A 24916-nucleotide genomic window follows, 5' to 3' on the forward strand; every position below is an offset into this window, starting at 1 on the left:
CGGCTTCTTTCAGATTCCAACTCGCGATGGACACCCTTGCCATGGGCTGTATGATTCCCGCTATTAGGGCTCATTCGGGACTTGCACCCGTTAGCTAATACTCATGCCGAGCATACAGAGAGAAAGCGCCGGTCTCAACGACTGAGACCGGCGCTCAAAACACACAATAAGCTGAGTGATATAGAATCTGCGTGGAGCCGTGCTGTCTCAGCGCGGCATTTCGTTGTTGTCTTCTGCTTGGAATTTGCGACTTACCTTCAGCAAATTAGTGGTATAGGTTACTACGTTCTGTGCCTCCTGAATCATGGTCAGATATACCATGCTTACCTTGATACTGCCGCTTTGTCCCTGTATACGTTGCAGTTCTTCGCGCTTCAGGTGTGACAGCTGTCCGTTCAGGTCGTTTGCCTTACGTACAATGTCACCCAGATGTTCGTAGTTGTTGTCTTCTACTGTCTGACGACTTGTCTGGAGCAGACTCGTGATGTCTTCGCTCACATCGCCAAACTCACCTTTCTGAATAGCATCCAGAGGCTTGAAGTTGTTGTCGATATGCTCCAGGCAGGGTTCACACAAGCGACCGATACTGTACACCAGTTCGCTGGCGAAGTCATTGCCCTGGAAGTAATACAGCCCCTTATCCAGCACAGTCTTGTTATCCAGACGTGACATGGCCAAGGTTCCCGTACGCTTCATCTGCTTGATAAGCTGCTTTTCAAACTTCACCGAACCCATAGAGCGGCGCAGACCGCGCAGGTTTTCGTGCAAGAAAGAAGTAACAGTACGTTCGTAATTCTCTTGCGTAAAGCTCAGCACCTTGGTCAGCTCTTCGCGAGTGTGCTGGCGCAGCAGAGTCAGTACTTCTTCGTTGTCTTCGCTCTGCATAATCTGCTTCACAGTATCCAGTATCTTTTCCTTCTGTTTGCGCTTCTTGAACATCATCTGGCTATGGATAAGCGAGTAAACAGCCACGGCAATGAGAGCCACGATGGCAATGCTGCCGCCATAGTGTATAATCAACGTAACGAAGAAACAGATAGTGAATGCCGCACCTGCCGTGATAAACCAGCCACCGATGACACTAAGCACACCCGTGATGCGGAACACTGCAGAGTCACGTCCCCAGGCTCGGTCGGTAAGCGAAGTACCCATAGATACCATGAACGTAACGTAGGTGGTGGAAAGAGGCAGCTTGAGCGAAGTGCCCAGCGCGATAAGCAGACCGGAAAGCACGAGGTTGACCGAAGCGCGCACAAGGTCGAATGCGGCCCCCTCTTCCAGCGTCAACTCTTCTTTACGGAAGCGGGTGGAAATCCAAGCCTTGGTACGTTCGGGAGTAATGCGGTTGAGTGTATTGGCCAAGTTAAGGCTGAAACGCACGATACGGCGAGCAATAGGAGTAGAACCGAAACCTTCTTCGCCCTCGTCTTGACGGGCCAACGACACCTCGGTTTTAATAACATTGTGTGCTTTCTTTGAGGTGCACAGGGCATAGACCATCACTGCACCTGCCAGAATAAGGAAGTACCACGGCGTCTTGGCCGAGCCCAGCAGCGAAGTCATCAGCCAGCCGTCGGGACCTGCCGCCTGTCCGTTGGCCATATAGTCCAGGTAGGCATCATAACCAGCCAAGGGTACACCAATGAAGTTTACAAGGTCATTACCAGCAAAGGCCAGGGCCAGAGCGAAAGTACCCATCATTACTACAATCTTGAACACGTTTATCTTGCACCAATGCAACACCTGCATCAGGATGGTGAAGAACACGAAACAGCCCAGCACAATGTAGCCCGTGTGAGCGTGAATCCAGTTATTCACATCGGCAGTCATAAACGAACTATCCTTCAGGCCTTTGATGAGCATGAAGTAGATAATACTTGTAGCAGCGACACCTCCAAAAAGGGCTATGCTGTACTTCAGGTGCTTCTTGTAATTGAAGGTGAAGATGATACGGGCCAACCACTGCACCACCATACCGAAGAAGAAGGCAATAGCCACACTCACGAAGATGGCCATGATAACCGTCAGTGCCTTATCCGTATTGATAAGCTGACCCATCGTGTAGTCGTCAGAACCCAACGTCTTGACCATAGCCAGGGCGAAGGTACCTCCCAGCAACTCAAACACCATCGACACGGTGGTACTCGTAGGAAGACCCATGGTGTTGAACACATCGAGCAGCACTACGTCCGTCAGCATCACAGCCAGAAGGATGCACATCAGTTCATCGAAGAAGAAGTACTGCGGCTGGTAAATGCCGTGGCGTGCAATGTCCATCATACCGTTGCTCAGCGAGGCGCCCACAAATACACCGATACAGGCAATGATGAGCATGGTTCGAAACGAAGCCGCCTTGGAGCCGACGGACGAATTGAGAAAGTTCACTGCATCGTTGCTAACACCTACCATGAGGTCGAAAACGGCCAGAATGCCGAGGAAAATGACGATGCACAAGTAAATTGTTTCCATAAAATGTATTATAAAATAATGTGTGATTCTACTCACTTCAGCTTTCGGGTGCAAAGGACGGCATTCCGTGTTACATACGCTTGTCATACGTATTACAAACATGTTACAGAAGAAAGGGAAGCGAAGAAAGACCGGGGATGTACTCCCCCTCTGCTCCGACTTGAATGCTGAAATAATTTAGACTCTCCGACCAGCGCACAGCCGATTCGTTATTACATTGATAATCAATACCATGCACCTTATATATAAGAAGTATACTGCTTAGCGCCTGGAAGCTGGCTGCTTAGCGCTTGGCCGTTTTCTACGAAGCGCTTACCAGAATAGGAATGTCCCTTTTACTCAAGACATCCGTGTTACGAAAAAAGTTTCAATCACTTCTCTTCATTCCCGATATAAACCTTATCTTTGTCTCAGGTTAGGAAGCGCCGCCAAACCGGGCTCCCTTTAATTATGGATGCTAAACTCTTAATGCTCAATTTATGAAGAAGATAGGACTTCTCTCCGACACGCATGGCTACTGGGACGACCGCTACCTGAAGTATTTCGAGCCTTGCGACGAAATCTGGCACGCAGGCGACATCGGCTCTGCCGAACTGGCCCTCCGCCTGGCAGCCTTCCGCCCCCTTCGTGCCGTCTACGGTAACATCGACGGGGCCGAACTGCGACGCCTCTACCCCCAGACACTACGCTTCACCATAGAGGGTGCCGAAGTAGTGATGAAACACATTGGCGGATACCCCGGACACTATGACCCCTCCATACGCGGCTCTCTCCTGACCCGCCCACCCCGCCTATTTGTCAGCGGACACTCGCACATCCTCAAAGTGCAATACGACCGCACGCTCCACATGCTCCACATCAATCCCGGTGCGGCAGGCGTGCAGGGATGGCACACCAAGCGTACCCTCGTGCGCTTCGTAGTGGACAACGGCCAATTCGGCGACCTTGAAGTCATTGAACTGGCAGAGCAATGAAACGCACGGCACACATCGCCCGAACACAAAGGCCAGTAGCACAGCGCAAATATCTTTTCCCCGAAAGCTTCCCCCTCAGGGAGCAGGACGAGTGAAGGTTTCGGGCTGAAAGTTTGGACATGTCCCGATTTTTCCGCATCTTTGCACCCGTGAATAATCGCGAGAGCCGTGGGGCATCGTCCTCCTTCTTATTTTATTCTAATTTGAACAAGAGTAACTCATTACCCTATTAAAAAAGAATGAAGATATGAAAGGAATTATTCTGGCAGGCGGAAGCGCCACCCGCCTCTACCCTCTGAGCAAGGCTATCTCCAAACAGATAATGCCTGTCTACGACAAGCCCATGATTTATTATCCCCTTTCCACACTCATGCTGGCCGGTATCCGCGAAGTGCTCATCATCTCCACCCCGCGCGACCTGCCCATGTTCCGCGAACTGTTGGGCACAGGCGAAGAACTGGGCATGAAGTTCCAATACAAGGTGCAAGAACATCCCAACGGTCTGGCACAGGCTTTTGTGCTGGGTGCCGACTTCCTCGACGGAGGTCCTGGCTGCCTCATCTTGGGCGATAACCTCTTCTACGGGCAGGGATTCTCTTCCATGCTGCGCCGCGCCTCTTCCGTAAAGCAAGGAGCCTGCATCTTCGGCTACTACGTCAAAGACCCCCGCGCTTACGGCGTGGTAGAATTCGACCATACGGGACGCGTCATCTCCATCGAAGAGAAGCCCCAACACCCCAAGAGCAATTATGCCGTGCCCGGACTCTACTTCTATGACCATACCGTCACTGAAAAGGCACTGGCATTGAAACCTTCGGCCCGGGGCGAATACGAGATAACCGACCTCAACCGCCTTTACCTTAATGAAGGAACTCTCAAAGTAGAACTCTTCGGCCGAGGCTTTGCCTGGCTTGACACGGGCAATTGCGACAGCCTGCTCGAGGCTTCCAACTTCGTGGCTACCATACAGAACCGTCAGGGCTTCCGCGTATCGTGTATTGAAGAAATTGCCTGGCGCAAAGGTTGGATAGACTCTCCACAACTGCACCGCTTGGGCGAACAGCTCGGCAAGACAGAGTATGGACACTACCTCATGGAATTGGCAGATACACGAAAGTAATACTCCATAAATCATTGCCCCATTAACCATTAACCATTGATCATTATGAAGACCTATCTCGTAACGGGTGCCGCAGGATTCATCGGCGCCAACTTCATCAAATATCTCCTGAAGAGATACGACAACATCCGTATTGTAGTGCTCGATGCACTGACTTATGCAGGCAACCTGGGTACCATAGCCGATGACATTGACAACGACCGTTGCATCTTCGTGCGAGGTGACATCGGCGATCGTTCCCTTGCCGATGAACTCTTCGCCCGCTATAAATTTGACTATGTGGTGAACTTCGCCGCCGAAAGCCATGTGGACCGCAGCATTGAAAACCCGCAGCTCTTCCTGCAAACCAACATCCTCGGCACGCAAAACTTGCTCGATGCCGCCCGACGCAGCTGGGTAACGGGTCATGACGAAACAGGCTATCCGCTTTGGCGTAACGGTGTACGCTTTCACCAGGTCAGCACCGATGAGGTATACGGCTCACTTGGAGCCGAAGGATACTTCACCGAGCATACTCCCCTCTGCCCTCACAGCCCGTACAGCGCTTCAAAGACCAGCGCCGACCTCTTCGTTATGGCTTACCGGGACACCTACCACATGCCTGTCAGCATCACCCGCTGCTCGAACAACTACGGGCCCTATCACTTCCCCGAAAAACTCATACCGCTTATCATCAAGAACATTCTTGAAGGAAAGTCACTGCCTGTATACGGTGATGGCAGTAACGTGCGCGACTGGCTCTATGTCGAAGACCATTGCAAAGCTATCGACCTTGTTATTTCACAAGGACGCGCCGGCGAAGTCTACAACGTGGGTGGCCATAACGAAAAGACCAACCTGGAAATTGTACGCCTCACCATCGCCACCATCCACCGGCTCATGGAGTCGCATCCTGAATATCGCAAGGTACTGAAGAAACAAGTAATTACTCCTGACGGAGACATTGACATCTCGTGGATAAACGATAGCCTAATCACCTTTGTAAAGGACCGTCTGGGACACGACCAACGCTATGCCATCGATCCTACCAAGATTCACAACGAACTGGGCTGGGTGCCTGAAACGACCTTCGAAGTAGGTATTGTCAAGACCATTGAGTGGTATCTCAACCACCAGGATTGGGTGGAAGAGGTGACCAGCGGCGAGTATCAGAAGTACTACGACCGCATGTACGGCAACCGATAAAGAGGAGTGTATAAAAACCAAAGGGAGGGACGGATATTCGCCTCTCTCTTTGGTTTTTATCTGTTTCCAGTCTCTATTTTTTCGTCATAATATCCAACACGACCCTATCGGTCTCATTCATGCCACGAGTACCTATTTGAGTGAGGTTTCGGATGCTCCGGTCCACGTCCTCATCAATAATCCCCTCCACGGAAGTAACAGTTCGGTTCTCCATAGCCATGATAGCAGAAAGCACGGCAGTAGATACGCCAGTGGTGACTTTCAGCGCGCAACTGGGTTTGGCACCGTCACATATCATGCCGGTCAGGTTGGCTATCATATTTTGTACTGCATACGTTATCTGCCGGTAATCCCCGCCCATTAGCCAGGTAATGCCACAGCTGGAACCGGTTGCTGCTACTACACAACCGCATAGGGCAGAGAGTCTGCCTAAACTTTGTTTAATATAGATGACTGTCAAGTGGCTTAACATGAGCGCACGGATAAGCTCTTCCTCCGTTTTACCGTTTTCTTCGGCAAACACAACGACAGGAATAGTAGCCGAAATCCCTTGATTACCGCTGCCCGAATTGCTCATTACCGGTATCATGGCACCAGCCATACGGGCATCGCAAGCACCGGAAGTATAAGAAAGAATATGTGAGAAGACACTGTCGCCCATGATACGATGTTCGTAGTTGCCACGCAGCATCTTACCCAGCCCATGTCCGTAGTCGCCCTGAAAAGATTGTTCGGCAGCAGCCTTGTTGATGCGGGCCGTTTCAAGTATGAAGCGTATTTCGTCCAAAGGAGCCGTGGTGGCAAACTCATAGACCTTATGCAGGTTCAACTCTGGGGCGGTTTCTTCTTCCTCGGCCGCAGAAACAGACTGTTTGTCCAATAAGACTTCACCGTTTCTCGCCAGATAACGGAAGTCGGTGTGTCCGCCTGCAATGACCGCAGTAGCCTGCTCTGTACCTGCCTGACAAATAACTTCGATGTAAAGTTTTTCTTCAATGCCATCTTTCAACGCAATATGGATACGCTTCTCATCAATAAACTGTTTGCCCTCGTTTACTGCCTGTGGTGTACAGTCTTTTAATACTTCAAGCTGATATTCCGACCGTCCGATGAGAGCCCCCAGCGCAATAGCAATAGGGAGTCCTATCATGCCTGTTCCGGGTATGCCCACCCCCATGGCATTCTTCAGAATATTGGCACTGAGCAGAGCAGTCACCTTTTCGGGGCGATGCCCTAATATTTCAGTGGCACGAGCCACACAGAGAGCTACGGCCATGGGTTCGGTACAGCCGATAGCAGGCACTACTTCGCGCTTCACAAGCGCTATGATTTGTTGTCTTTCGAGTTGTTCCATCTCTTTTTTTAGATTGACATGTGGGTATTTCATGAATATGAATGCAAAGCTAACAAAAATAAGTTAAAGCCGGTATGGTAAGCAGAAGAAAAATGAAGAAGAAGTGGTCTAAACTATTTACGCACAAAACTGATGCACTGCACATAGGGCAACTTCTCTGACAAGCTCTTCACAAAGAACTTCCAAGCAATAAGCAGTCTACTTCCAGGCAATAAGCAGCAAGTTTGTTATATATTAGAAACAAAATACTGATTACCAACAAAATGCGATTACTCACATCACAAAGGAAAAGGTCTAAATCACTTCAGAATCTTTTGTCTATAGCGATATGCCGGCAACAGACTTCATGACAACATTATTCGTGGTGATAAGGACTACCGGCCAAAATGCTCATGGCGCGATAAAGCTGTTCGACAAAGATGAGGCGCACCATCTGATGAGAGAAAGTCATACGCGATAGAGAAAGTTTTTCGCGGGCTGCTTCATAGATACGCGGGGCAAACCCGTAAGGTCCCCCGATTACAAACACGAGGCGCCGGGGTACCGTATTCATTTTATGACGCATCCATTCGGCAAATTCCAATGAGCGCATTTCTCGCCCGCCTTCATCGAGCAACACCACAAAGTCACCCGGCTGCAAGGCGCGTAAGATGAGGTCGGCTTCACGTTCTTTCTGCAAGTCAGTGGAGAGATTACGCGTATTTTTCAACTCAGGAATGACCTCAAGGTCAAAAGTAAGATAACGTTGCGTACGTTGCATATAGTCATTGATGAGTATCGTGAAATGAGGGTCCGTTGTACGACCCACTACAAGCAGGAGGGTTTTCATTCGTTTTCTTTTTTCTTGTATATCAAATATCGATGGCAAAGGTAGTGAATATTTTTCTGTATAGCCTTTTCACCGACTCTGTTTTACAAGCGGACTATCAGTTTGAACTAGCTAAAAAAAGCTCCCACCCTTCAAAGAAGGGAAGGAGCTTTTCAAACTTATGCTAATAGGAAGTTTACTTCTTCAGCATCGTATCCGGCGGACATACGCCCCAGCTTTCAGCGGCCATACGCTTGTAGCTGGCGTAACGCCACTTAGCGTTGTCTTCGGCAGCCTGGAAGAGTTCTTCGGCTTCCTGCGGATATTGCTTCATCACAGAAGCATAGCGCACTTCACCTTTCAGGAAGTCCTTGAAGCCTTCCCATTCCGGTTCCTTGCTATCCAATGTGAACGGGTTCTTGCCTTCAGCTTCCAGAGCGGGGTTGTAGCGCCACAGATGCCAATAGCCACACTTCACAGCCTTTTCTTCCTCAGCCTGGCTCTTACCCATACCAGCCTTCAGACCGTGGTTGATACACGGAGCATAGGCGATGATGAGCGACGGACCGGGATAAGCCTCGGCTTCGCGCAGAGCTTTCAGGGTCTGTGCCTGGTCGGCACCCATAGCAATCTGTGCTACATAAACATAACCATAAGTCGTAGCCATCAGACCCAGGTCTTTCTTGCGTACACGCTTGCCACTGGCAGCAAACTTGGCAATGGCTCCCAGCGGAGTAGCTTTGGAAGACTGACCGCCGGTGTTGGAGTAAACCTCTGTATCGAGCACGAGGATGTTGACATCCTTGCCGCTGGCGATAACATGGTCCAAACCACCGTAACCAATATCGTAAGAAGCACCGTCGCCACCGATAATCCACTGGCTGCGTTTTACAATGTACTGCTTCAAATCGTAGATACCTGCGCAAATAGGACACTTATCCTTGGCAGCTTCCAGCATGGGCACGATGCGCTCGTAGATGTCTTTCGTCTTATCGGCATCCAGTGCGTTGTCCAGCCATTCCTGGAAGATGGCTTTGTATTCGGCAGGAGTAGCTTCGCTTGCGATGCCTTCTTGCATCAGCTTGGCAATACGCTCACGCAGCTTCTCGTTGGCCAGTTCCATACCCAGACCGAACTCGCAGAAGTCCTCGAACAAGGAATTTGCCCAAGCGGGACCATGCCCCTTCTCGTTCTTTGTATAAGGTGTGGAAGGCACAGAGCCGGAATAGATAGACGAGCAGCCCGTAGCGTTAGCCACCATTTCACGGTCGCCGAACAGCTGGCTGATGAGCTTCACATACGGAGTTTCGCCGCAACCGGAGCATGCGCCGGAGAACTCGAACAACGGAGTAGCGAACTGGCTGTTCTTCACGTTGGCCTTGATATCTACCAGGTGTTGTTTGCTCTTCACTTGTTCCGTGCAGTATGTCCAATTGTCAGCCTCTGCCATCTGGCTTTCGAGGTGAACCATTGAGAGAGCCTTGCCGCCCTTCTTCGGGTTACCCGGACATACATCCACGCAGTTTCCGCAACCCAGGCAGTCCAATACGTCTACCTGCATACGGAAGGTCATACCATCGAATGCCTTTCCTACAGCCTTCAGCATCGGGAAGTTAGCACCCTTTTGCTCTTCAGCATCGAGAACGAACGGACGGATGGCAGCGTGCGGGCAGACATAAGCACACTTATTACACTGGATACAGTTTTCAGGATTCCAAACGGGGACGAAAGCAGCCACACCACGTTTTTCGTACTTGGCAGTACCCTGATGCCACGTACCATCTTCGATGCCTTTGAAAGCCGATACCGGCAGCAAGTCGCCGTCCTGTGCATTGATAGGACGAACTACTTCGTTGATGAAAGCCGGGTCATTGTTTGCAGCCTTCTCATCATCAGGCAGGTTAGCCCATGCCGGGTCGATGGTCAGTTGCTTGTATTCACCACCGCGGTCAACGGCAGCATAGTTCTTGTTCACCACATCTTCACCCTTCTTTCCGTATGACTTCACAATGAACTTCTTCATCTGCTCTACAGCCAAGTCTACGGGAATTACCTCGGTGATGCGGAAGAATGCCGATTGCAGGATAGTGTTGGTGCGGTTACCCAAGCCGATTTCCTGTGCAATTTGCGTTGCATTGATGTAGTAAACGCTGATGTTGTTCTGTGCAAAATAGCGCTTAACCTTGTTCGGCAGGTTCTTGGCCAGTTCGTCGCCTTCCCAAATAGTGTTCAGCAGGAAAGTACCATTTTTGCGCAAGCCACGGGTTACATCGTACATGTGGAGGTAAGCCTGAACATGGCAAGCTACAAAGTTAGGCGTATTTACCAAGTAAGTAGAACGGATAGGCGTGTCGCCGAAACGCAAGTGCGAGCAAGTGAAGCCACCGGACTTCTTGGAGTCGTAAGAGAAGTAAGCCTGACAATGCTTGTCTGTATTATCACCGATAATCTTCACAGAGTTCTTGTTAGCACCTACCGTACCATCGGCACCCAAACCATAGAACTTAGCTTCGAACATACCTTCGCCGCCCATGGCAATTTCTTCTTCCTGAGGCAGAGAGGTGAACGTAACATCATCGACAATACCTATCGTGAAGTGGTTCTTCGGTGTGTTCATCTTCAGGTTGTCATATACAGCCAGGATTTGCGCCGGCGTGGTGTCTTTCGAACCCAAGCCATAACGTCCACCCACGATGAGAGGAGCGTCTTCTGCGCCATAGAAGCAGTCTTTGACATCCATATAGAGAGGTTCGCCGTTGGAGCCGGGTTCTTTCGTGCGGTCGAGCACAGCAATACGCTTGGCAGTCTTAGGCACAGCAGCCAGGAAATGCTTGGCAGAGAACGGACGGTAGAGGTGAACGGCTACGAGACCCACTTTCTCACCCTTGGCGCGGAGATGGTCAATTACCTCGCGGATAGCCTCTGTAACCGAACCCATAGCGATAATAACACGGTCAGCTTCGGGATCTCCGTAGTAATCGAAGAGGCCGTATTGCCGTCCGGTGATTTCGCTGATTTTCTTCATATAATCTTCTACAATGGCGGGCACTTGCTCATAGAACGGGTTACAAGCTTCACGGTGCTGGAAGAAGTGGTCGGGATTCTCGGCCATACCGCGAGCTACGGGATTCATCGGGTTCATGGCACGCTGACGGAATTCAGCCAAGGCCTCCTGGTCGATAAGCGGAGCCAGATCTTCGTTGTCCAGCTTTTCAATTTTCTGGATTTCGTGTGAAGTGCGGAAACCATCGAAGAAGTTGATGAACGGCACGCGGGCTTTCAGCGTAGCCAAGTGAGCCACGCCAGCCAGATCCATAACCTCTTGTACGGAGCCTTCGCACAGCATGGCAAATCCGGTTTGGCGGCAAGACATAACATCTTGATGATCGCCAAAGATACAGAGGGCGTGGCTAGCCAGTGTACGGGCTGATACGTGGAACACGCAAGGCAGGTTTTCACCGGCTATCTTGTACATGTTCGGAATCATCAGCAGCAAGCCTTGAGAGGCTGTGTAGGTCGTAGTCAATGCACCGGCTTGCAAAGAGCCATGTACGGCACCGGCAGCACCGGCTTCCGACTGCATTTCCTGTACGAGCACCGTCTCGCCGAAGATATTCTTGCGACCGGCGGCCGCCCATTCGTCTACGTGCTCAGCCATCGTAGACGACGGAGTGATGGGATAGATAGCCGCAACTTCTGAGAACATATACGAGATATGCGCTGCAGCTTCGTTACCATCACAAGTGATGAATTTTTTCTGTTTAGTCATAACTAATCACGAATTATAAGTAATGAACATATATGTTGGTTAATTCTCTATTTCGTCTTTTCTCTTCATTTAATAAAGAAACCCGAACAACCACAACGGAATCTGGTTTCCCCTTCCCACCTCCGCGCGGTGTACAGCGTAGGTAACGTCTGGATTGTTTTTGATACGCAATCCCTCCGTACATATCTTAAAGGGCATACTTCCATCTACCAGGAATGAATAATTCTTATTTCCCTGATTGACCCGGTGGTCTTTCCAAAGCGTGTTCACGAAGAACGTGTTCAATATATCCAACTGTTCTACCTTAATGGGGTAAATGGAGTACATCAGATTGGGGTTATGCATCATAATGACTCCCGGTTTCTTAGGAAACTCTTCCCCGTTGGGGTAAACCATGTTAATAAGGCGTGCATCGGCCAGATATTTGATATAATTCATCACTGTAGCACGCGAAGTCTGTATATCACATGCCAGCTGGCTGATGTTTGGAGCCTGAGGACCGTCTACAGCCAGCAGGTAAAACAGTTTCTTTATCTTCGAGAGATACTTCAATTCTATTTGCTTAATGAGCAGTATGTCTACCTCCACCATCATGTTCATGGTTTTGAGCAGATTCTCCGAAAAGTTCCGTTTCTCCAAGAAGAACGGATAGAAGCCGTGGTGCAGATAATCCTGGAAGTAATCCAGCGGCCGCACCTTAGCCAGTACCCCGCGCGCAATCTGTTCGTGCTTTGCAAGAATCTCTTCCAGCGTAAAGGAATGAAATTTCATGCCCGTCTGCAAATTAAGGAATTCGCGGAAAGAGAAGCCACGCAGGTTGTAACTCTTCACCACATCGCCCAACTCCGGGTTCTCCTCCTTGAGGCGCATTACCGACGAACCGGTAAATACAATTTTCAGGTTGGGAAACCGGTCATAGCACTGACGGAGTTCCCGGCTCCATCCGGGATGTTTGAACACCTGGTCGATGAGCAACACTTTTCCTCCCCGATTCTGGAATTCAGCAGCAAACTCCACGATGCCGTGCCCTGAGAAATAGAAGTTGTTCATGTTGATAAAAAGACATGAACGGTCGTCTGTCCCGAACTTTTCCTTGGCATACTGAAGCAGGAAAGTCGTCTTACCCACACCACGCGTTCCCTTGATGCCTATGAGGCGGTCGCTCCAGTCAATCTCATCCATGAGATCGCGGCGCACGGGAGCGTTGGTATGCTCCACCAGATAAGCGTGTGTGCGGTAAAATGATTCCATGCCTTTCTTCTTATATCAGGGGGCAAAGATATGTCTTTTTTATCTAATTGCAAAGTAGAGTTAGCAAAAATAATGTGTAAGTTTGCACCATGAATCTATATCTTTTCAATCCTGATGCCGATTTGGCCTTGGCCGACGGAAGAGTCAACTACATACCTCCTGCCTCTGCCCGTCAGATGGCCTGTGACTTAGCATTGCTCCCGGCTTGGTATGCCTTGCCCGGCAGCGGTGTATTGGCTGCATCGGCCTATAATGATGTGTTTCTGGAGCGTATGTCTGACCTTTGGGGGATGGACGCTCACTTGGTGACCGAACCAGAACTGGGAGAAATCGAATTAGAGAGTATGATTCCCTGGGGATGGAATGCTGCGTTGCGCAATCGCCTACTACGCAATGGTGTATCAGAAAAGGCATTGCCCACTACAGAAAAGCTGGACTCATGGCGGATACTGGCTTCGCGTGAACGGATGGAAGAAGCCCTGAAGGCATTCCGGCATTTGTCTTTTTGTGTGGGCGAAAGCAGAAACCTGTATAATATAGAAGAGTGCCGCACGTATGTGGAAACCCGCAAGCAAGTGGTGCTGAAAATGCCTTGGTCGGGAAGTGGGAAAGGTTTGTTCTGGTGCCTGGATGGTAGTTGCACGCAAACTGTTCAGAACTGGTGTACGCGGGTGCTGCGCACACAAGGATGCGTAGTGGCTTCCCCTATATATAATAAGGTGTCGGACTTTGCTCTTGAGTTTTACATGAATGAGCAGGGAGAAGTTTCTTTTGAAGGATATTCTTGTTTCAAGACGACTGCAAGAGGAGCCTACACAGGCAATTTACTGTTTGCAGACAAGGAAGCAGAAAAATACCTGTCCGCACACGTGCCTTGTGAATGGCTGCATCAGGTGTGCTGGGAAGCCAAACTGATGTTGCAGAAAACTTTTGCCGGTTATGTTGGCTATTTAGGCATTGACATGATGGTGTGCCATACAGAAGATGCTTACGCCATTCACCCGTGTGTTGAAGTAAACCTGCGCATGAATATGGGGTTAGTGGCAAGCAACTTGACCAGACGCCTGCTCGCTCCCGGCGCCTGCGGTTCTTTTTCGGTGGAATACCATCCGTCCGCCGACGACTTGCGCGCATGCCACGAACGCGACATGGCGCTGTCTCCGTTGGTCGTATGTTCCGGACGCATATCGGAAGGCTATCTACCCTTGGTGCCAGTCACTCCTTCCGCACATTACCGGGCTTTTGTGCGGGTTGCCCCTCCTGACAAGGATTGCTTTCGTTCCCATAACGGTCAATAGCCGTTACAGCAAAGTGTTTGAAACCTTCCCAAGGCAGAATAGGAGCGTAAACAAAACAGGTATCGCGTATTCCCGTAGCCACGATGTAATGAGGGTTACGGATGTCCACCGGCAGAGAGTCGGAAGCATAAACCACGTAAGTGGGCGCATTGGAGGGGTCATTGTCCGCAGCCGCCTTCCAGACCAGGGAGGTGGTTCCATCATCCCGACGATTTACCTGCAATGCCGAAGGGGCAGAAGGAGCCTGATTGTCCAGCCAAGGCATGGCGGGTTGCAGGGCGGGACAGGTATAAAATTCTTCCTTCAGCAAATCATAGAGCCCTTGCGTATTGTCCATGAGGAAAGCTACCCGATAATGTGCTTCTCCGGCCATCTGTTCGGTACGGACGAAGCGAAGCTGTCGTTCTATTTCATCAAGGCTCCAGTTTCCTTCGCTCGGGTGCAGGAAGTAAATGCCCAGCCCTGGGACGATATGCCGTCCGTTGCTCTGTTCCTGCCAGTCGAGGGCAAAGGGATAAAAGTGATTGCCCCGGAAATACATCATCGGATAGATTTGGTCCTGAATACCTTCTCCGAGCCAGCCCTGCACATCTTGGTAGACGGCATGATAGGCGTTCCAACCGCGGGAGGGATAGCGGCTTGTATCCCTGTATTTACCCACGGGGCTGGTGCTGACTTTTACCCACGGCTTCAGTTCTTTTACTTTCCCATAGATATATCGGAGAATTTCCGTCAGATTATCCCGCCGCCACTGTTCCAGGCTCCGTCCCCTGCTCCGCTTGTTGTAGTCATAGCTGTCGGGGAATCGGCGGGCATGTTCGGGATAGCGCAAAAAGTCGAAGTGCACGCCATCTACGTCGTAGCGTGTCACCACCTCACGCACCAGGCTCATCAGATATTCTTTGGTTTCAGGGTTTCCAGCGTTGAGATACCATTGCCGTCCGTAAGGCACACAAATGTTGCGGTGTGTCTTGGTGACGGAGCGTGCCCCCAGGTAATTCACATGTTTGCGGTTTCCCAAAGGCAGCGTCACCATCCAGGCATGACACTCCATACCGCGCTTGTGGCACTCTTCGACGGCGAAAGCCAAAGGGTCATAGCCTGGGTCACCGTACTTTTTTCCGGTAAGCACGGAATTCATCGGTTCGATGTCTGAGCGATAAAGCACATCGCCCCGGGTGCGTGCCTGAAAAAGCACGGTATTGAAATGGGCAGCTTTCAACTTGTCCAATATTTCGATGAGTTCCTGTTGCTGGCGTTTCATGGTGGCGGGGGAGGTGGCACGTGTGCGAGGCCAGTCCAAGCCGTATGCAGTGGTCACCCACGCCGCACGCACTTCATATTTGGGCTGGGCTTTCACAGTCAAAGGCAACAAAAGCATCAAGCTTAGAAAACCCAGTAGGATATTCGTTTTTTTGCTCATAACTTGTCATTTTGGCGGCGAAGTTACACAAAAGGTTGGACAATCTTGCGCAGATAGGAGGGAAAGTGTTACTTTTGCGTCCATTATCTTTAAAAGAAAAGCATTATGAAGAAGTTAGTGTTATTGATTTGCCTGTTGGCCAGTGTGGTATCGGCTCAGGCTCAGTTCGAGAAAGGGAAATGGGTAGTCAATCCTTCGCTTACGGGAGCAGGATTGTCATACGATACCGGATTGGACAAGGCTTCATTCGGATTGGATGTAAACGGTGGGGCTTTTGTGGCCGACAACCTGGCTCTGCTCATCCGAGGTGGCTTGGGCTGGAATGAAAACGGAGGAGATACCGATGTTTATTACCTGGGTGTGGGTGGACGCTACTATTTCAGCCAGGTAGGCATTTATCTGGGCGCCAATGTCAATGTCGACCGTTTGGACTGGGGTAACCATAGCGACACGAAGTTTTCTTTCGGCATGGAGGCAGGTTACGCATTCTTTCTCTCGAAAACTGTAACCCTGGAACCAGCCGTATACTGGAACATCAATGGTGACCGTTCGAAAATCGGACTCAAATTAGGATTCGGACTTTACTTTTGATAGTTTATCTCATGCCTTCACTGCTTTTCCCCTTTTGTATCATAAAATAAACAGCTGATGCTGCTATATAGGGGAAAGAAACTTCCAAGGTATGAGAAGCAAATTTCCAAGGTATAAGAAACAGGCTTCCAAGGTATAAGAAATATACCTGTGAAGCCTATGCCCCAAAATGACTTCATTGAACACAGAACTGCCGCAGCCCGTTTTTCTGTTATGCAACCGGAAGAGGGCAGAATGCCCCATGCATGAGAAGACAGCAAAAGGAGCCTCAGGACCTCCACCTACCCCAGCTTCTCCCACCGGAAAGGGAATGCAGACAAGACTTCGCGATGCAGCGGTTCTGTGTTCTGAATAAAAGACCACTTCTACTTGACAGGCAAATCCATCAAATCCAGCATGTTGAAAACGCACAGCCACTTCCCGACAGACAACAGCCTGCTTCTGTTTCAGCCTCCCAAGAAAAGAAAGCATAGAAAATCGCCGACAAGCATCAAATCCGAAAAAAATGTCTACCTTTGCGGCCATGAAAGTAAGCCAAGTTTTTATTACCGCTCTCATAGCCCTGCTGCTCTTGCCCTTTGCCGGGAAGGCGGCACCGACGCGCGACATAAGTCGCGACTCCGTGCGCATCAGTCTGCTGACATGCGCGGCGGGACAGGAGATATACAGCCTGTTCGGACATACGGCCATCCGGTATGAAAACTTCACGACGCAGACAGACGTAGTATATAATTATGGTGTATTCGACTTCAGCTCCGACGGCTTTGTATTGCGCTTTGCATTGGGAGAGACAGACTACCGGCTGGACAAAGAACCTACGGACTACTTCTGCCAGGCCTATTACTTCCACGGACGCGACGTGTGGCAACAGGTGCTCAACCTGACCCCGACAGAAAAGCAACGGCTCGTCAACCTGCTGGAAACAAACTACCTCCCCCAAAACCGTATTTACCGTTACAACTTCTTCTACGACAACTGTTCCACCCGTCCGCGAGACAAAATAGAGGAAGCCGTGGAAGAACGCGTAGACTATGGAGCCGACATGTCGGACACCGATACGGATACCACCTTCCGCGACCAGATAGACCGCTATAGCAAAGGGCACCCGTGGTCGCGCCTGGCCATGAACCTGTGTCTGGGCAGTGAAGCCGACAAACCCATCAGCCGGCGAATGATGGAATTCGTCCCTTTCCTCCTGCAAGCTGATTTCTCACGCTCACAGATAGTAGACTCTGCCGGACAGGCCCGCCCCTTGGTGACAGCTGAAGGAAGACTGGTAAAAGCCATGCTGCAGGAAAGTCCTCGGCAAGAAGGCCTCACTCCAATGAAGTATGCCTGGCTTTTGTTCAGCATGACATTGGTACTTACCCTCTGGGGCATCCGAAAAAGAAAATCCCTCTGGGGCTGGGATGTCTTGCTCTTCGGCACGATGGGTATCGCCGGATGTATCCTTACCTTCCTGGTGTTCTTCTCACAACATCCGTGCATGAGCCCTAATTATCTGCTCTTTGTATTCCATCCCTTACATCTGTTCTGCCTGCCCTGGTTGGTTTACGAGGTACGAAAGGGGCACAGAAGCCGTTATTTAATGCTGAATCTGCTCGTTTTAACTTTATTTATGGCGTTTTGGGCTGTCATCCCTCAAAAAATCCCGCCAGAGGTAGTACCTTTGGCACTATGTTTGTGGATGCGGAGCATGGGTAACTACGCCCTCGCAAAGAAAAAGAAATGAAAAAAGGACTGATAACATCCATATTGGCACTGACCATCGGCGGGCTTCATGCCCAACCGTTGCCCGTCCTCCCCCGATTGGTGGTGATGCTGACGGTAGACCAATTGCGCACAGACTATCTGGAAAGCTTCGAGTCGCTGTATGGCGAAGGCGGATTCCGTCGTCTGTTGCACGAAGGGAAAGTCTACCGCCAGGCTGATATGCCTTTTGCCGGAGCCGACCGCGCCTCGGCCATCGCTACCCTCTATACGGGCAGCACGCCATCGGTGCACGGAATCATCGGAGACAATTGGATGGATGCGAAGACCTTACGTCCTGTAAATTGTGTAGACGACCCGGCTTTCATGGGCAACTACACCAACGAGAGCAGTTCGCCCTCCAAACTGCTGGTATCGACTTTGGCAGACGAACTGAGAGTGGCTACCAGCAACCGCAGCATTGTCTACGCGATTGCTCCTACCCGCGAAGCTGCCATCTTCGGCGCAGGCCATGCAGGCAACGGAGCTTTCTGGCTCAATCCGCAAACGGGGAAGTGGTGCAGCACCACCTACTACGAGAACTTGCCGTGGTGGATGGAAGGCTATAACGAAACCCATGCACCCGACAAGCAACTGAAAAATACCACATGGACGCCCCTTTATCCTGCAGGACGGTACACTTGCCTGCCGGGCAAATCCAGAGAGACATTCAAATATGGCCTGAGAGGCGATGGAGTCAACAAGTACAGCCGACTGGCTGCTACCCCGTTCATCAATGATGAGGTGAACCGGTTGGTAGAGGAATTGTTGGACAAGAGCGAGATGGGCCGCGACAGTGTCCCCGACCTCCTGTCGCTGACCTACTACACGGGAATTTTCCATCCCTACCCCACCCTGAGCCAAGAGACAGAAATACAAGATACCTATGTACGCACAGACCGCAGCCTGGCCCATTTGTTGGAATTGCTCGACCATAAGGTGGGCTTACGCAACGTGCTGTTCTGCCTGACATCGACGGGCTGCACAGAACCCCAAATGGCCGATACCGACCTCTACCGCATACCGGGAGGCGAATTTTACCTGAACCGGTGTGCTACGTTACTGAACATGTTTCTGATGGCTACATACGGCGAAGGACAATACGTGGAAGCCTATTACAACCAACAAATATATCTCAACCATAAACTCATTGAAGACAAGCAACTGGACCTGACAGAAATTCAGGAGAAAGCAGCAGAATTCCTCATGCAGTTCAGCGGTGTGAATGAAGTCTATTCGGCTCATCGCCTGCTGTTGGGCTCGTGGTCGCCCAAGGCCGACCGCATCCGCAACAGCTATCACCGCCTGCGCTCGGGCGACCTGCTCATCGAGGTGCTTCCCGGCTGGACCGTGATGCACGAAGACGGTTCGGAACATTACACCATGCGCACGGCTGCTGTTCCCTCTCCTTTCATCCTGCTGAATCCCGGCATACGTCCGGAAACGGTCCGCATCCCTGTCAGCGCTGCACGCATAGCCCCCACTGTGGCCGGTGCCTTGCGCATCCGTGCCCCCAATGCCAGTACAGAGGCATCCCTCGACCTTTAAAGAAAACTTCCGGGAAAATATCACTACCCCGAAGGTAAATCAAACACGTACTGTATTTTCATCAGATTTTATTCCCGCAGATGCGGGTTATCTGTAAGGAATTAAGTAACTTTGCCGCGCCATTCCAAATGGTGCACCCAACAAGTAGAATAATAATAAAAACAGAATAAAAAAGAATGGGATTCAACGATTTTTTAAGCTCGATTTTCGGCAACAAGTCCACGCGAGACATGAAAGAAATTCAGCCGTGGGTAAATAAAGTAAAAGCCGCCTATCCGGAAATTCAAAAGCTGGATAACGATGCCCTGCGCGCCAAGACACAGGAACTGAAAGAATATATCCGCAATTCGGCTGCCGAACAACGGGCCAAAGTGGATGAGCTCAAAGCAAAGGTGGAAAGCACTGAACTGGAAGACCGCGAAGAGCTCTTCAACCAAATAGACAAGATTGAGAAAGAGATACTGGATATCTATGAAAAAGCGCTGGATGAAGTGTTGCCTACCGCCTTTGCCATCGTAAAGGATACGGCACGGCGCTTCACCGAAAATGAAGAAATTGTGGTAACCGCCACCGATTTCGACCGTCAACTGGCTGCTACCAAAGATTTTGTACGCATTGAAGATGACAAAGCCATCTACGTGAACCATTGGAAAGCCGGTGGCAACGAAATCACCTGGAACATGGTGCACTACGACGTACAATTGTTCGGCGGTGTAGTATTGCACAAAGGTAAGATTGCCGAAATGGCCACGGGTGAAGGTAAAACATTGGTAGCGACTTTGCCGGTATTCCTCAACGCCCTCACTGGCAATGGTGTACATGTAGTGACGGTGAACGACTATCTGTCCAAACGTGACTCGGAATGGATGGGACCGCTCTATATGTTCCATGGCCTGAGCGTGGACTGCATCGACAAATATCAGCCTAACTCCGATGCCCGCCGCAAAGCCTATTTAGCAGACATCACTTTCGGTACGAACAATGAGTTCGGCTTCGATTATCTGCGTGATAACATGGCTATCAGCCCCAAAGACCTCGTACAACGTCAACACAATTATGCTATTGTGGATGAGGTGGACTCAGTGCTGATTGACGATGCCCGTACACCGCTGATTATCTCCGGGCCCGTGCCTAAAGGCGACGACCAGTTGTTCGAACAGTTGAAGCCGCTGGTAGAACGTCTGGTGGAAGCCCAGAAGAAACTGGCTACACAATACCTGGCAGATGCCAAACGCCTCATCGCTTCGGATGACAAGAAGCAACAGGAAGAAGGCTTCCTGGCTCTCTACCGCAGCCACAAGTGCTTGCCTAAAAACAAGGCCCTCATCAAGTTCTTGAGCGAACAGGGCATCAAGGCCGGTATGCTCAAGACCGAAGAGATCTATATGGAGCAGAACAACCGCCGTATGCACGAAGTGACAGACCCGCTGTACTTCGTCATCGACGAAAAACTGAATAGCGTAGACCTGACCGACAAGGGAGTGGACCTTATCAGTGGCAAGACCTCCGACCCTGAATTCTTCGTTTTGCCGGACATTACTTCCCAACTCTCGGCCTTGGAAAATGAAACAGACTTGACGGATGAAGAACGCTTGGCCAAGAAAGACAAACTGCTCACCAATTATGCCATCAAGTCAGAACGCGTTCACACCATCAACCAGTTGCTGAAAGCTTACACGATGTTCGAGAAAGATGACGAATACGTAGTTATCGACGGGCAAGTAAAGATTGTAGACGAGCAGACGGGCCGTATCATGGAAGGACGCCGTTACTCCGACGGTCTGCACCAGGCTATCGAAGCCAAGGAAGGTGTAAAGGTGGAAGCTGCTACGCAGACCTTCGCCACCATCACACTGCAGAACTATTTCCGTATGTATCACAAATTGTCCGGTATGACGGGTACGGCCGAAACGGAAGCCGGCGAATTCTGGGACATCTATAAATTAGATGTAGTGGTTATCCCCACCAACCGCCCGATTGCACGTATCGACATGAACGACCGTGTCTACAAAACGAAGCGCGAAAAATACAAAGCCGTCATCGAAGAGATAGAAAAGATGATTGCTGCCGGCCGTCCGGTACTGGTGGGTACCACGTCGGTAGAAATCTCTGAAATGCTGAGCAAGATGCTGGATATGCGCAAAATCCCGCACAATGTATTGAACGCCAAATTGCACCAGAAAGAAGCTGAAATCGTGGCTTTGGCCGGACAGAGCAGCACGGTGACCATTGCCACCAACATGGCGGGCCGTGGTACGGATATCAAGCTGAGCCCCGAAGTAAAAGCTGCCGGAGGTTTGGCCATCATAGGTACGGAACGACACGAATCACGCCGAGTAGACCGCCAGTTGCGTGGACGTGCAGGACGTCAGGGTGACCCCGGTTCATCTGTTTTCTTCGTATCACTGGAAGATGACTTGATGCGCTTGTTCTCTTCCGAACGCATTGCCAGCGTGATGGACAAGCTGGGTTTCAAGGAAGGAGAAATGATTGAGCACAACATGATTTCAAAATCCATTGAACGCGCACAGAAGAAAGTGGAAGAGAATAACTTCGGTATCCGTAAACGTTTGCTGGAATACGATGACGTCATGAACAAGCAACGTACCGTGGTGTACACCAAACGCCGCCATGCTCTGATGGGTGAACGAATCGGTATGGACATCGTAAACATGATTTGGGACCGCTGTGCCAATGCTGTAAATGCTCCCGACTACGAAAACTGCAAAATGGACATTCTGCAGACACTTGCCATGGAACCTCCTTTCACCGAACAGGAGTTCCGCGAAGAGAAGAAAGAAGCATTAGCCGAAAAGACGTTCAATGCAGCTATGGAACTCTTCAAGCGTAAAACAGAACGCATGGCTCAGATTGCCTACCCCGTCATCAAACAGGTGTATGAAAACCAGGGATTCATGTATCAGAACATTCTCATCCCCATCACCGACGGCAAGCGCATCTACAATATTTCCTGCAACCTGAAGACCGCCTATGAAACGGAAGGCAAGGAGATTGTCAAATCGTTTGAAAAGGCCATCCTTCTGCATGTTATCGACGAAGCCTGGAAAGAGAACCTGCGCGAACTGGACGACCTGCGCCACTCGGTACAAAACGCCAGCTACGAACAGAAAGACCCGCTGCTTATCTATAAGTTGGAGTCTGTCAACCTGTTCGACGCCATGGTGGACAAAATCAATAACCAGACCGTTTCTATCCTGATGCGTGGACAAATTCCGGTACGCGAACCTCAGGAAGTACGACAGGCAGCTCCCGAACAACGTCAGGACATGAGCCAGTATCGCGAACAGAAACAAGACCTAAGCGACCCCAACCAGCAGGCTGCAGCCGCACAGGATACTCGCGAAAAGCCCAAGCGCGAACCTCTCCGTGTACAGAAAACCGTAGGACGCAATGATCCTTGCCCTTGCGGAAGCGGGAAAAAGTATAAAAATTGCCACGGAAAGAATCTGTAACTCTCTGTCTGGCACAAAATCAATCAACCCCGAACGTTTTTTTAACGGTTCGGGGTTTTGTTTATCCGCACAAAAGCGTACATTTGTCCTATCAACTGGAAAAGATGCTTCCATACGGTCACAGCCCACTGGAAACAGAACAATTCCCGCAACTAAATGCAGATGATAATGAAAAAAGAACTCTACAGCTCGCTAATAGCCATTATGCTGATTATGAACGCCTGCCAAAGCGTTGAACAACTTTCCATAGACTATATGCTGCCGGCCGAAGTCAGCTTCCCGGCTTCTTTGAAACGGGTGGCCGTGGTCAACAACATGCCTGATTCCCCGGAAAACGCCTCACAGGCATTATTGAAAGAAAAAGAAGAGAAAAGCGAAAGCGAAATAGCCCGCCAGACCAATTATTATACAGGCAACGCATCACTCACAGCCCAGGCACTGGCAGAAACCCTGGCCGACAGAAACTATTTCGACCAGGTCATCATTTGTGATTCGGCTTTGCGCACCAAAGACAGGCAGCCTCGTGAGGCGACTTTATCAACCACAGAAGTAAACGAACTGACGCGCAGTTTAGGGGCCGATTTCCTTATCGCTGTGGAAAACGTACAACTACGTTCTGTCAACAAACTGAGTTTCCTGCCCGACATACAGGCTTATTACGGCACAGTCGATGTTACTGTCTACCCGACCCTCCGCATCTACCTCCCCAACCATCCAGGTCCCATAACTACCATCAGCAGCCCCGACAGCATCTTTTGGGAAGAAGCAGGAATTAGTGAAGCAGAAGTACGTTCCCGCCTCATCGCCAAAGAGGATCTGATAGAAACGGCTTCCGAATTTGCCGGTTCCTCCCCCGTACAATATCTGCTTCCACATTGGAAGACCGCTCCCCGCTATCTTTTTACTGGCGGATCTGTAGAAATGCGCGACGCTGCCGTCTATGTGCGTGAGCAGAATTGGGAAGACGCCATCCGTTTGTGGAAGCAGGTCTACGAAACAAAGAAAGGCAAACGGAAAATGTATGCCGCGTACAACATTGCTTTAGGCTACGAAATGCAAGACAGCATACACACTGCCGCCCGGTGGGCAGCCAAGGCACAACACATAGCCTACGACATTGACAGGGTGGAAGAAAAAACACCACAGGGCTTGGATGGCAGCAACATCCCCAACTATGTGTTCACTACCCTCTACGTAAACGAACTGACGGAACGCGACCAAAGCATTGCCCGCCTGAATCTACAAATGCAACGTTTTAAAGACGATTTTTAACCCTATATGGTCTAAGTTATCATTTTCTTTTATAACTTTGGGCCAACCAATAATAAGCAGATACCCATTATGAAACTCAGCCAAGCATCATTAGCACTGATAGAATCTACCATCGGTAAAACCATTGCCAAATACCACGGTTGCGAACAAACTATTGTGACGGACATTCACCTGCAGGCCAACGCCACGTCGGGAGAACTGACCATTTTTGATGATGAAGATACCGAACTGGCCAATACAACCATAGAGGAATGGACAAACTACAGCGAGGAAGATTTCTACGACGGCGCAGAACGTGTGCTCACCTCTGTGCTGAACACGATGAAGACAGCCGGCGACTTCGACAAACTGACTCTGATGAAGCCCTATTCGTTCGTTTTAGTAGACGATGATAAAGAATCTATTGCCGAACTGCTCCTGATGGATGACGACACATTGTTGCTAAACGATGAATTACTGAAAGGTCTGGATGAAGAACTGGACGCTTTTCTGAAAGAACTGCTGGAGAAATAAACCGGAATCGTCCCGACGAGCAGAAAACTTTGTATTCCATTACATTATCTCAAAATGAAGAATTTCAAGCCGTTTCTTTTCAGAAAGGAAATATCTAATTTTCAGACTAATAAAGTTTA

At 50.1% G+C, this 24916-nt stretch carries 16 protein-coding genes; 10 read left to right on the top strand and 6 right to left on the bottom strand.

All coding sequences use genetic code 11. The annotated features are described in order from the left end of the window. Nucleotides 1–207: 207 nt before the first annotated feature. Entirely contained in the window at nt 208–2469 is a 2262-nt protein-coding gene (locus B5F34_RS14305; protein WP_239448985.1) for an inorganic phosphate transporter, read from the bottom strand. A 479-nt stretch (nt 2470–2948) separates the two neighbouring features. Here B5F34_RS14305 and B5F34_RS14310 point away from each other — a divergent pair, with 479 nt between their 5' ends. The 3 genes from B5F34_RS14310 to rfbB all read left to right on the top strand — a co-directional run bounded on the left by B5F34_RS14310 (nt 2949) and on the right by rfbB (nt 5748). Continuing rightward, nucleotides 2949–3443, top strand: coding sequence for a metallophosphoesterase family protein (locus B5F34_RS14310; protein WP_087340369.1), 495 nt, complete (start codon nt 2949–2951; stop codon nt 3441–3443). Nucleotides 3444–3690: 247 nt separating this feature from the next. After that, a complete protein-coding gene (rfbA, locus tag B5F34_RS14315) occupies nt 3691–4563 on the top strand; it encodes a glucose-1-phosphate thymidylyltransferase RfbA (RefSeq protein ID WP_087340370.1) in 873 nt (290 codons plus the stop codon). Between the two features lie 45 nt (nt 4564–4608). Then, complete coding sequence (rfbB, locus tag B5F34_RS14320; protein WP_087340372.1) at nt 4609–5748, top strand: dTDP-glucose 4,6-dehydratase; 1140 nt, start codon at nt 4609–4611, stop codon at nt 5746–5748. A 73-nt stretch (nt 5749–5821) separates the two neighbouring features. Here rfbB and B5F34_RS14325 read toward each other — a convergent pair whose 3' ends face one another. From B5F34_RS14325 to B5F34_RS14340, 4 genes are all read right to left on the bottom strand, one after another. After that, a complete protein-coding gene (locus B5F34_RS14325; RefSeq protein ID WP_087340374.1) occupies nt 5822–7102 on the bottom strand; it encodes an L-serine ammonia-lyase, iron-sulfur-dependent, subunit alpha in 1281 nt (426 codons plus the stop codon). 355 nt (nt 7103–7457) lie between these two features. Beyond that, complete coding sequence (gene rlmH / locus B5F34_RS14330) at nt 7458–7931, bottom strand: 23S rRNA (pseudouridine(1915)-N(3))-methyltransferase RlmH (protein ID WP_087340376.1); 474 nt, start codon at nt 7929–7931, stop codon at nt 7458–7460. 175 nt (nt 7932–8106) lie between these two features. Further along, nucleotides 8107–11679, bottom strand: coding sequence for a pyruvate:ferredoxin (flavodoxin) oxidoreductase (gene nifJ, locus B5F34_RS14335; protein WP_087340378.1), 3573 nt, complete (start codon nt 11677–11679; stop codon nt 8107–8109). Nucleotides 11680–11748: 69 nt separating this feature from the next. Then, on the bottom strand, nt 11749–12930 hold the full coding sequence (locus B5F34_RS14340; protein ID WP_087340380.1) for an AAA family ATPase: 1182 nt from the start codon (nt 12928–12930) through the stop codon (nt 11749–11751). Between the two features lie 89 nt (nt 12931–13019). Here B5F34_RS14340 and B5F34_RS14345 point away from each other — a divergent pair, with 89 nt between their 5' ends. Further along, nucleotides 13020–14228 (top strand): hypothetical protein, encoded by a 1209-nt coding sequence (locus B5F34_RS14345; protein WP_087340382.1) that lies wholly within the window; start codon nt 13020–13022, stop codon nt 14226–14228. Here B5F34_RS14345 and B5F34_RS14350 read toward each other — a convergent pair. Then, the gene (locus B5F34_RS14350) at nt 14146–15651 is read right to left on the bottom strand and encodes a family 10 glycosylhydrolase (RefSeq protein ID WP_087340384.1); all 1506 of its coding nucleotides are present in this window, start codon (nt 15649–15651) and stop codon (nt 14146–14148) included. The two genes, B5F34_RS14345 and B5F34_RS14350, sit on opposite strands and share 83 nt — an antisense overlap. A gap of 105 nt (nt 15652–15756) precedes the next feature. Here B5F34_RS14350 and B5F34_RS14355 point away from each other — a divergent pair, with 105 nt between their 5' ends. The 6 genes from B5F34_RS14355 to B5F34_RS14385 all read left to right on the top strand — a co-directional run bounded on the left by B5F34_RS14355 (nt 15757) and on the right by B5F34_RS14385 (nt 24797). Then, the gene (locus tag B5F34_RS14355; protein WP_087340386.1) at nt 15757–16242 is read left to right on the top strand and encodes an outer membrane beta-barrel protein; all 486 of its coding nucleotides are present in this window, start codon (nt 15757–15759) and stop codon (nt 16240–16242) included. A 505-nt stretch (nt 16243–16747) separates the two neighbouring features. After that, complete coding sequence (locus tag B5F34_RS14365) at nt 16748–17974, top strand: DUF4105 domain-containing protein (RefSeq protein WP_239448986.1); 1227 nt, start codon at nt 16748–16750, stop codon at nt 17972–17974. Further along, the gene (locus B5F34_RS14370; RefSeq protein ID WP_087340389.1) at nt 17971–19539 is read left to right on the top strand and encodes an alkaline phosphatase family protein; all 1569 of its coding nucleotides are present in this window, start codon (nt 17971–17973) and stop codon (nt 19537–19539) included. The genes B5F34_RS14365 and B5F34_RS14370 overlap by 4 nt, the downstream gene beginning before the upstream one ends. A gap of 176 nt (nt 19540–19715) precedes the next feature. After that, the gene (secA, locus tag B5F34_RS14375) at nt 19716–23012 is read left to right on the top strand and encodes a preprotein translocase subunit SecA (protein ID WP_087340391.1); all 3297 of its coding nucleotides are present in this window, start codon (nt 19716–19718) and stop codon (nt 23010–23012) included. 168 nt (nt 23013–23180) lie between these two features. Beyond that, nucleotides 23181–24284, top strand: coding sequence for a DUF6340 family protein (locus B5F34_RS14380; protein ID WP_087340419.1), 1104 nt, complete (start codon nt 23181–23183; stop codon nt 24282–24284). Between the two features lie 69 nt (nt 24285–24353). Beyond that, complete coding sequence (locus tag B5F34_RS14385; protein ID WP_087340394.1) at nt 24354–24797, top strand: hypothetical protein; 444 nt, start codon at nt 24354–24356, stop codon at nt 24795–24797. Nucleotides 24798–24916 lie beyond the last annotated feature (119 nt).

The sequence above is a fragment of the Mediterranea sp. An20 genome (assembly GCF_002160055.1).
GTDB lineage: Bacteria > Bacteroidota > Bacteroidia > Bacteroidales > Bacteroidaceae > Bacteroides > Bacteroides avicola.

What these genes read in the sequence shown, in the direction of transcription:
- B5F34_RS14305 (WP_239448985.1), bottom strand. Translation starts at nt 2,469, where the DNA reads ATGGAAACAATTTACTTGTGCATCGTCATTTTCCTCGGCATTCTGGCC.
- B5F34_RS14310 (WP_087340369.1), top strand. Translation starts at nt 2,949, where the DNA reads ATGAAGAAGATAGGACTTCTCTCCGACACGCATGGCTACTGGGACGAC.
- rfbA (WP_087340370.1), top strand. Translation starts at nt 3,691, where the DNA reads ATGAAAGGAATTATTCTGGCAGGCGGAAGCGCCACCCGCCTCTACCCT.
- rfbB (WP_087340372.1), top strand. Translation starts at nt 4,609, where the DNA reads ATGAAGACCTATCTCGTAACGGGTGCCGCAGGATTCATCGGCGCCAAC.
- B5F34_RS14325 (WP_087340374.1), bottom strand. Translation starts at nt 7,102, where the DNA reads ATGGAACAACTCGAAAGACAACAAATCATAGCGCTTGTGAAGCGCGAA.
- rlmH (WP_087340376.1), bottom strand. Translation starts at nt 7,931, where the DNA reads ATGAAAACCCTCCTGCTTGTAGTGGGTCGTACAACGGACCCTCATTTC.
- nifJ (WP_087340378.1), bottom strand. Translation starts at nt 11,679, where the DNA reads ATGACTAAACAGAAAAAATTCATCACTTGTGATGGTAACGAAGCTGCA.
- B5F34_RS14340 (WP_087340380.1), bottom strand. Translation starts at nt 12,930, where the DNA reads ATGGAATCATTTTACCGCACACACGCTTATCTGGTGGAGCATACCAAC.
- B5F34_RS14345 (WP_087340382.1), top strand. Translation starts at nt 13,020, where the DNA reads ATGAATCTATATCTTTTCAATCCTGATGCCGATTTGGCCTTGGCCGAC.
- B5F34_RS14350 (WP_087340384.1), bottom strand. Translation starts at nt 15,651, where the DNA reads ATGAGCAAAAAAACGAATATCCTACTGGGTTTTCTAAGCTTGATGCTT.
- B5F34_RS14355 (WP_087340386.1), top strand. Translation starts at nt 15,757, where the DNA reads ATGAAGAAGTTAGTGTTATTGATTTGCCTGTTGGCCAGTGTGGTATCG.
- B5F34_RS14365 (WP_239448986.1), top strand. Translation starts at nt 16,748, where the DNA reads ATGTCTACCTTTGCGGCCATGAAAGTAAGCCAAGTTTTTATTACCGCT.
- B5F34_RS14370 (WP_087340389.1), top strand. Translation starts at nt 17,971, where the DNA reads ATGAAAAAAGGACTGATAACATCCATATTGGCACTGACCATCGGCGGG.
- secA (WP_087340391.1), top strand. Translation starts at nt 19,716, where the DNA reads ATGGGATTCAACGATTTTTTAAGCTCGATTTTCGGCAACAAGTCCACG.
- B5F34_RS14380 (WP_087340419.1), top strand. Translation starts at nt 23,181, where the DNA reads ATGAAAAAAGAACTCTACAGCTCGCTAATAGCCATTATGCTGATTATG.
- B5F34_RS14385 (WP_087340394.1), top strand. Translation starts at nt 24,354, where the DNA reads ATGAAACTCAGCCAAGCATCATTAGCACTGATAGAATCTACCATCGGT.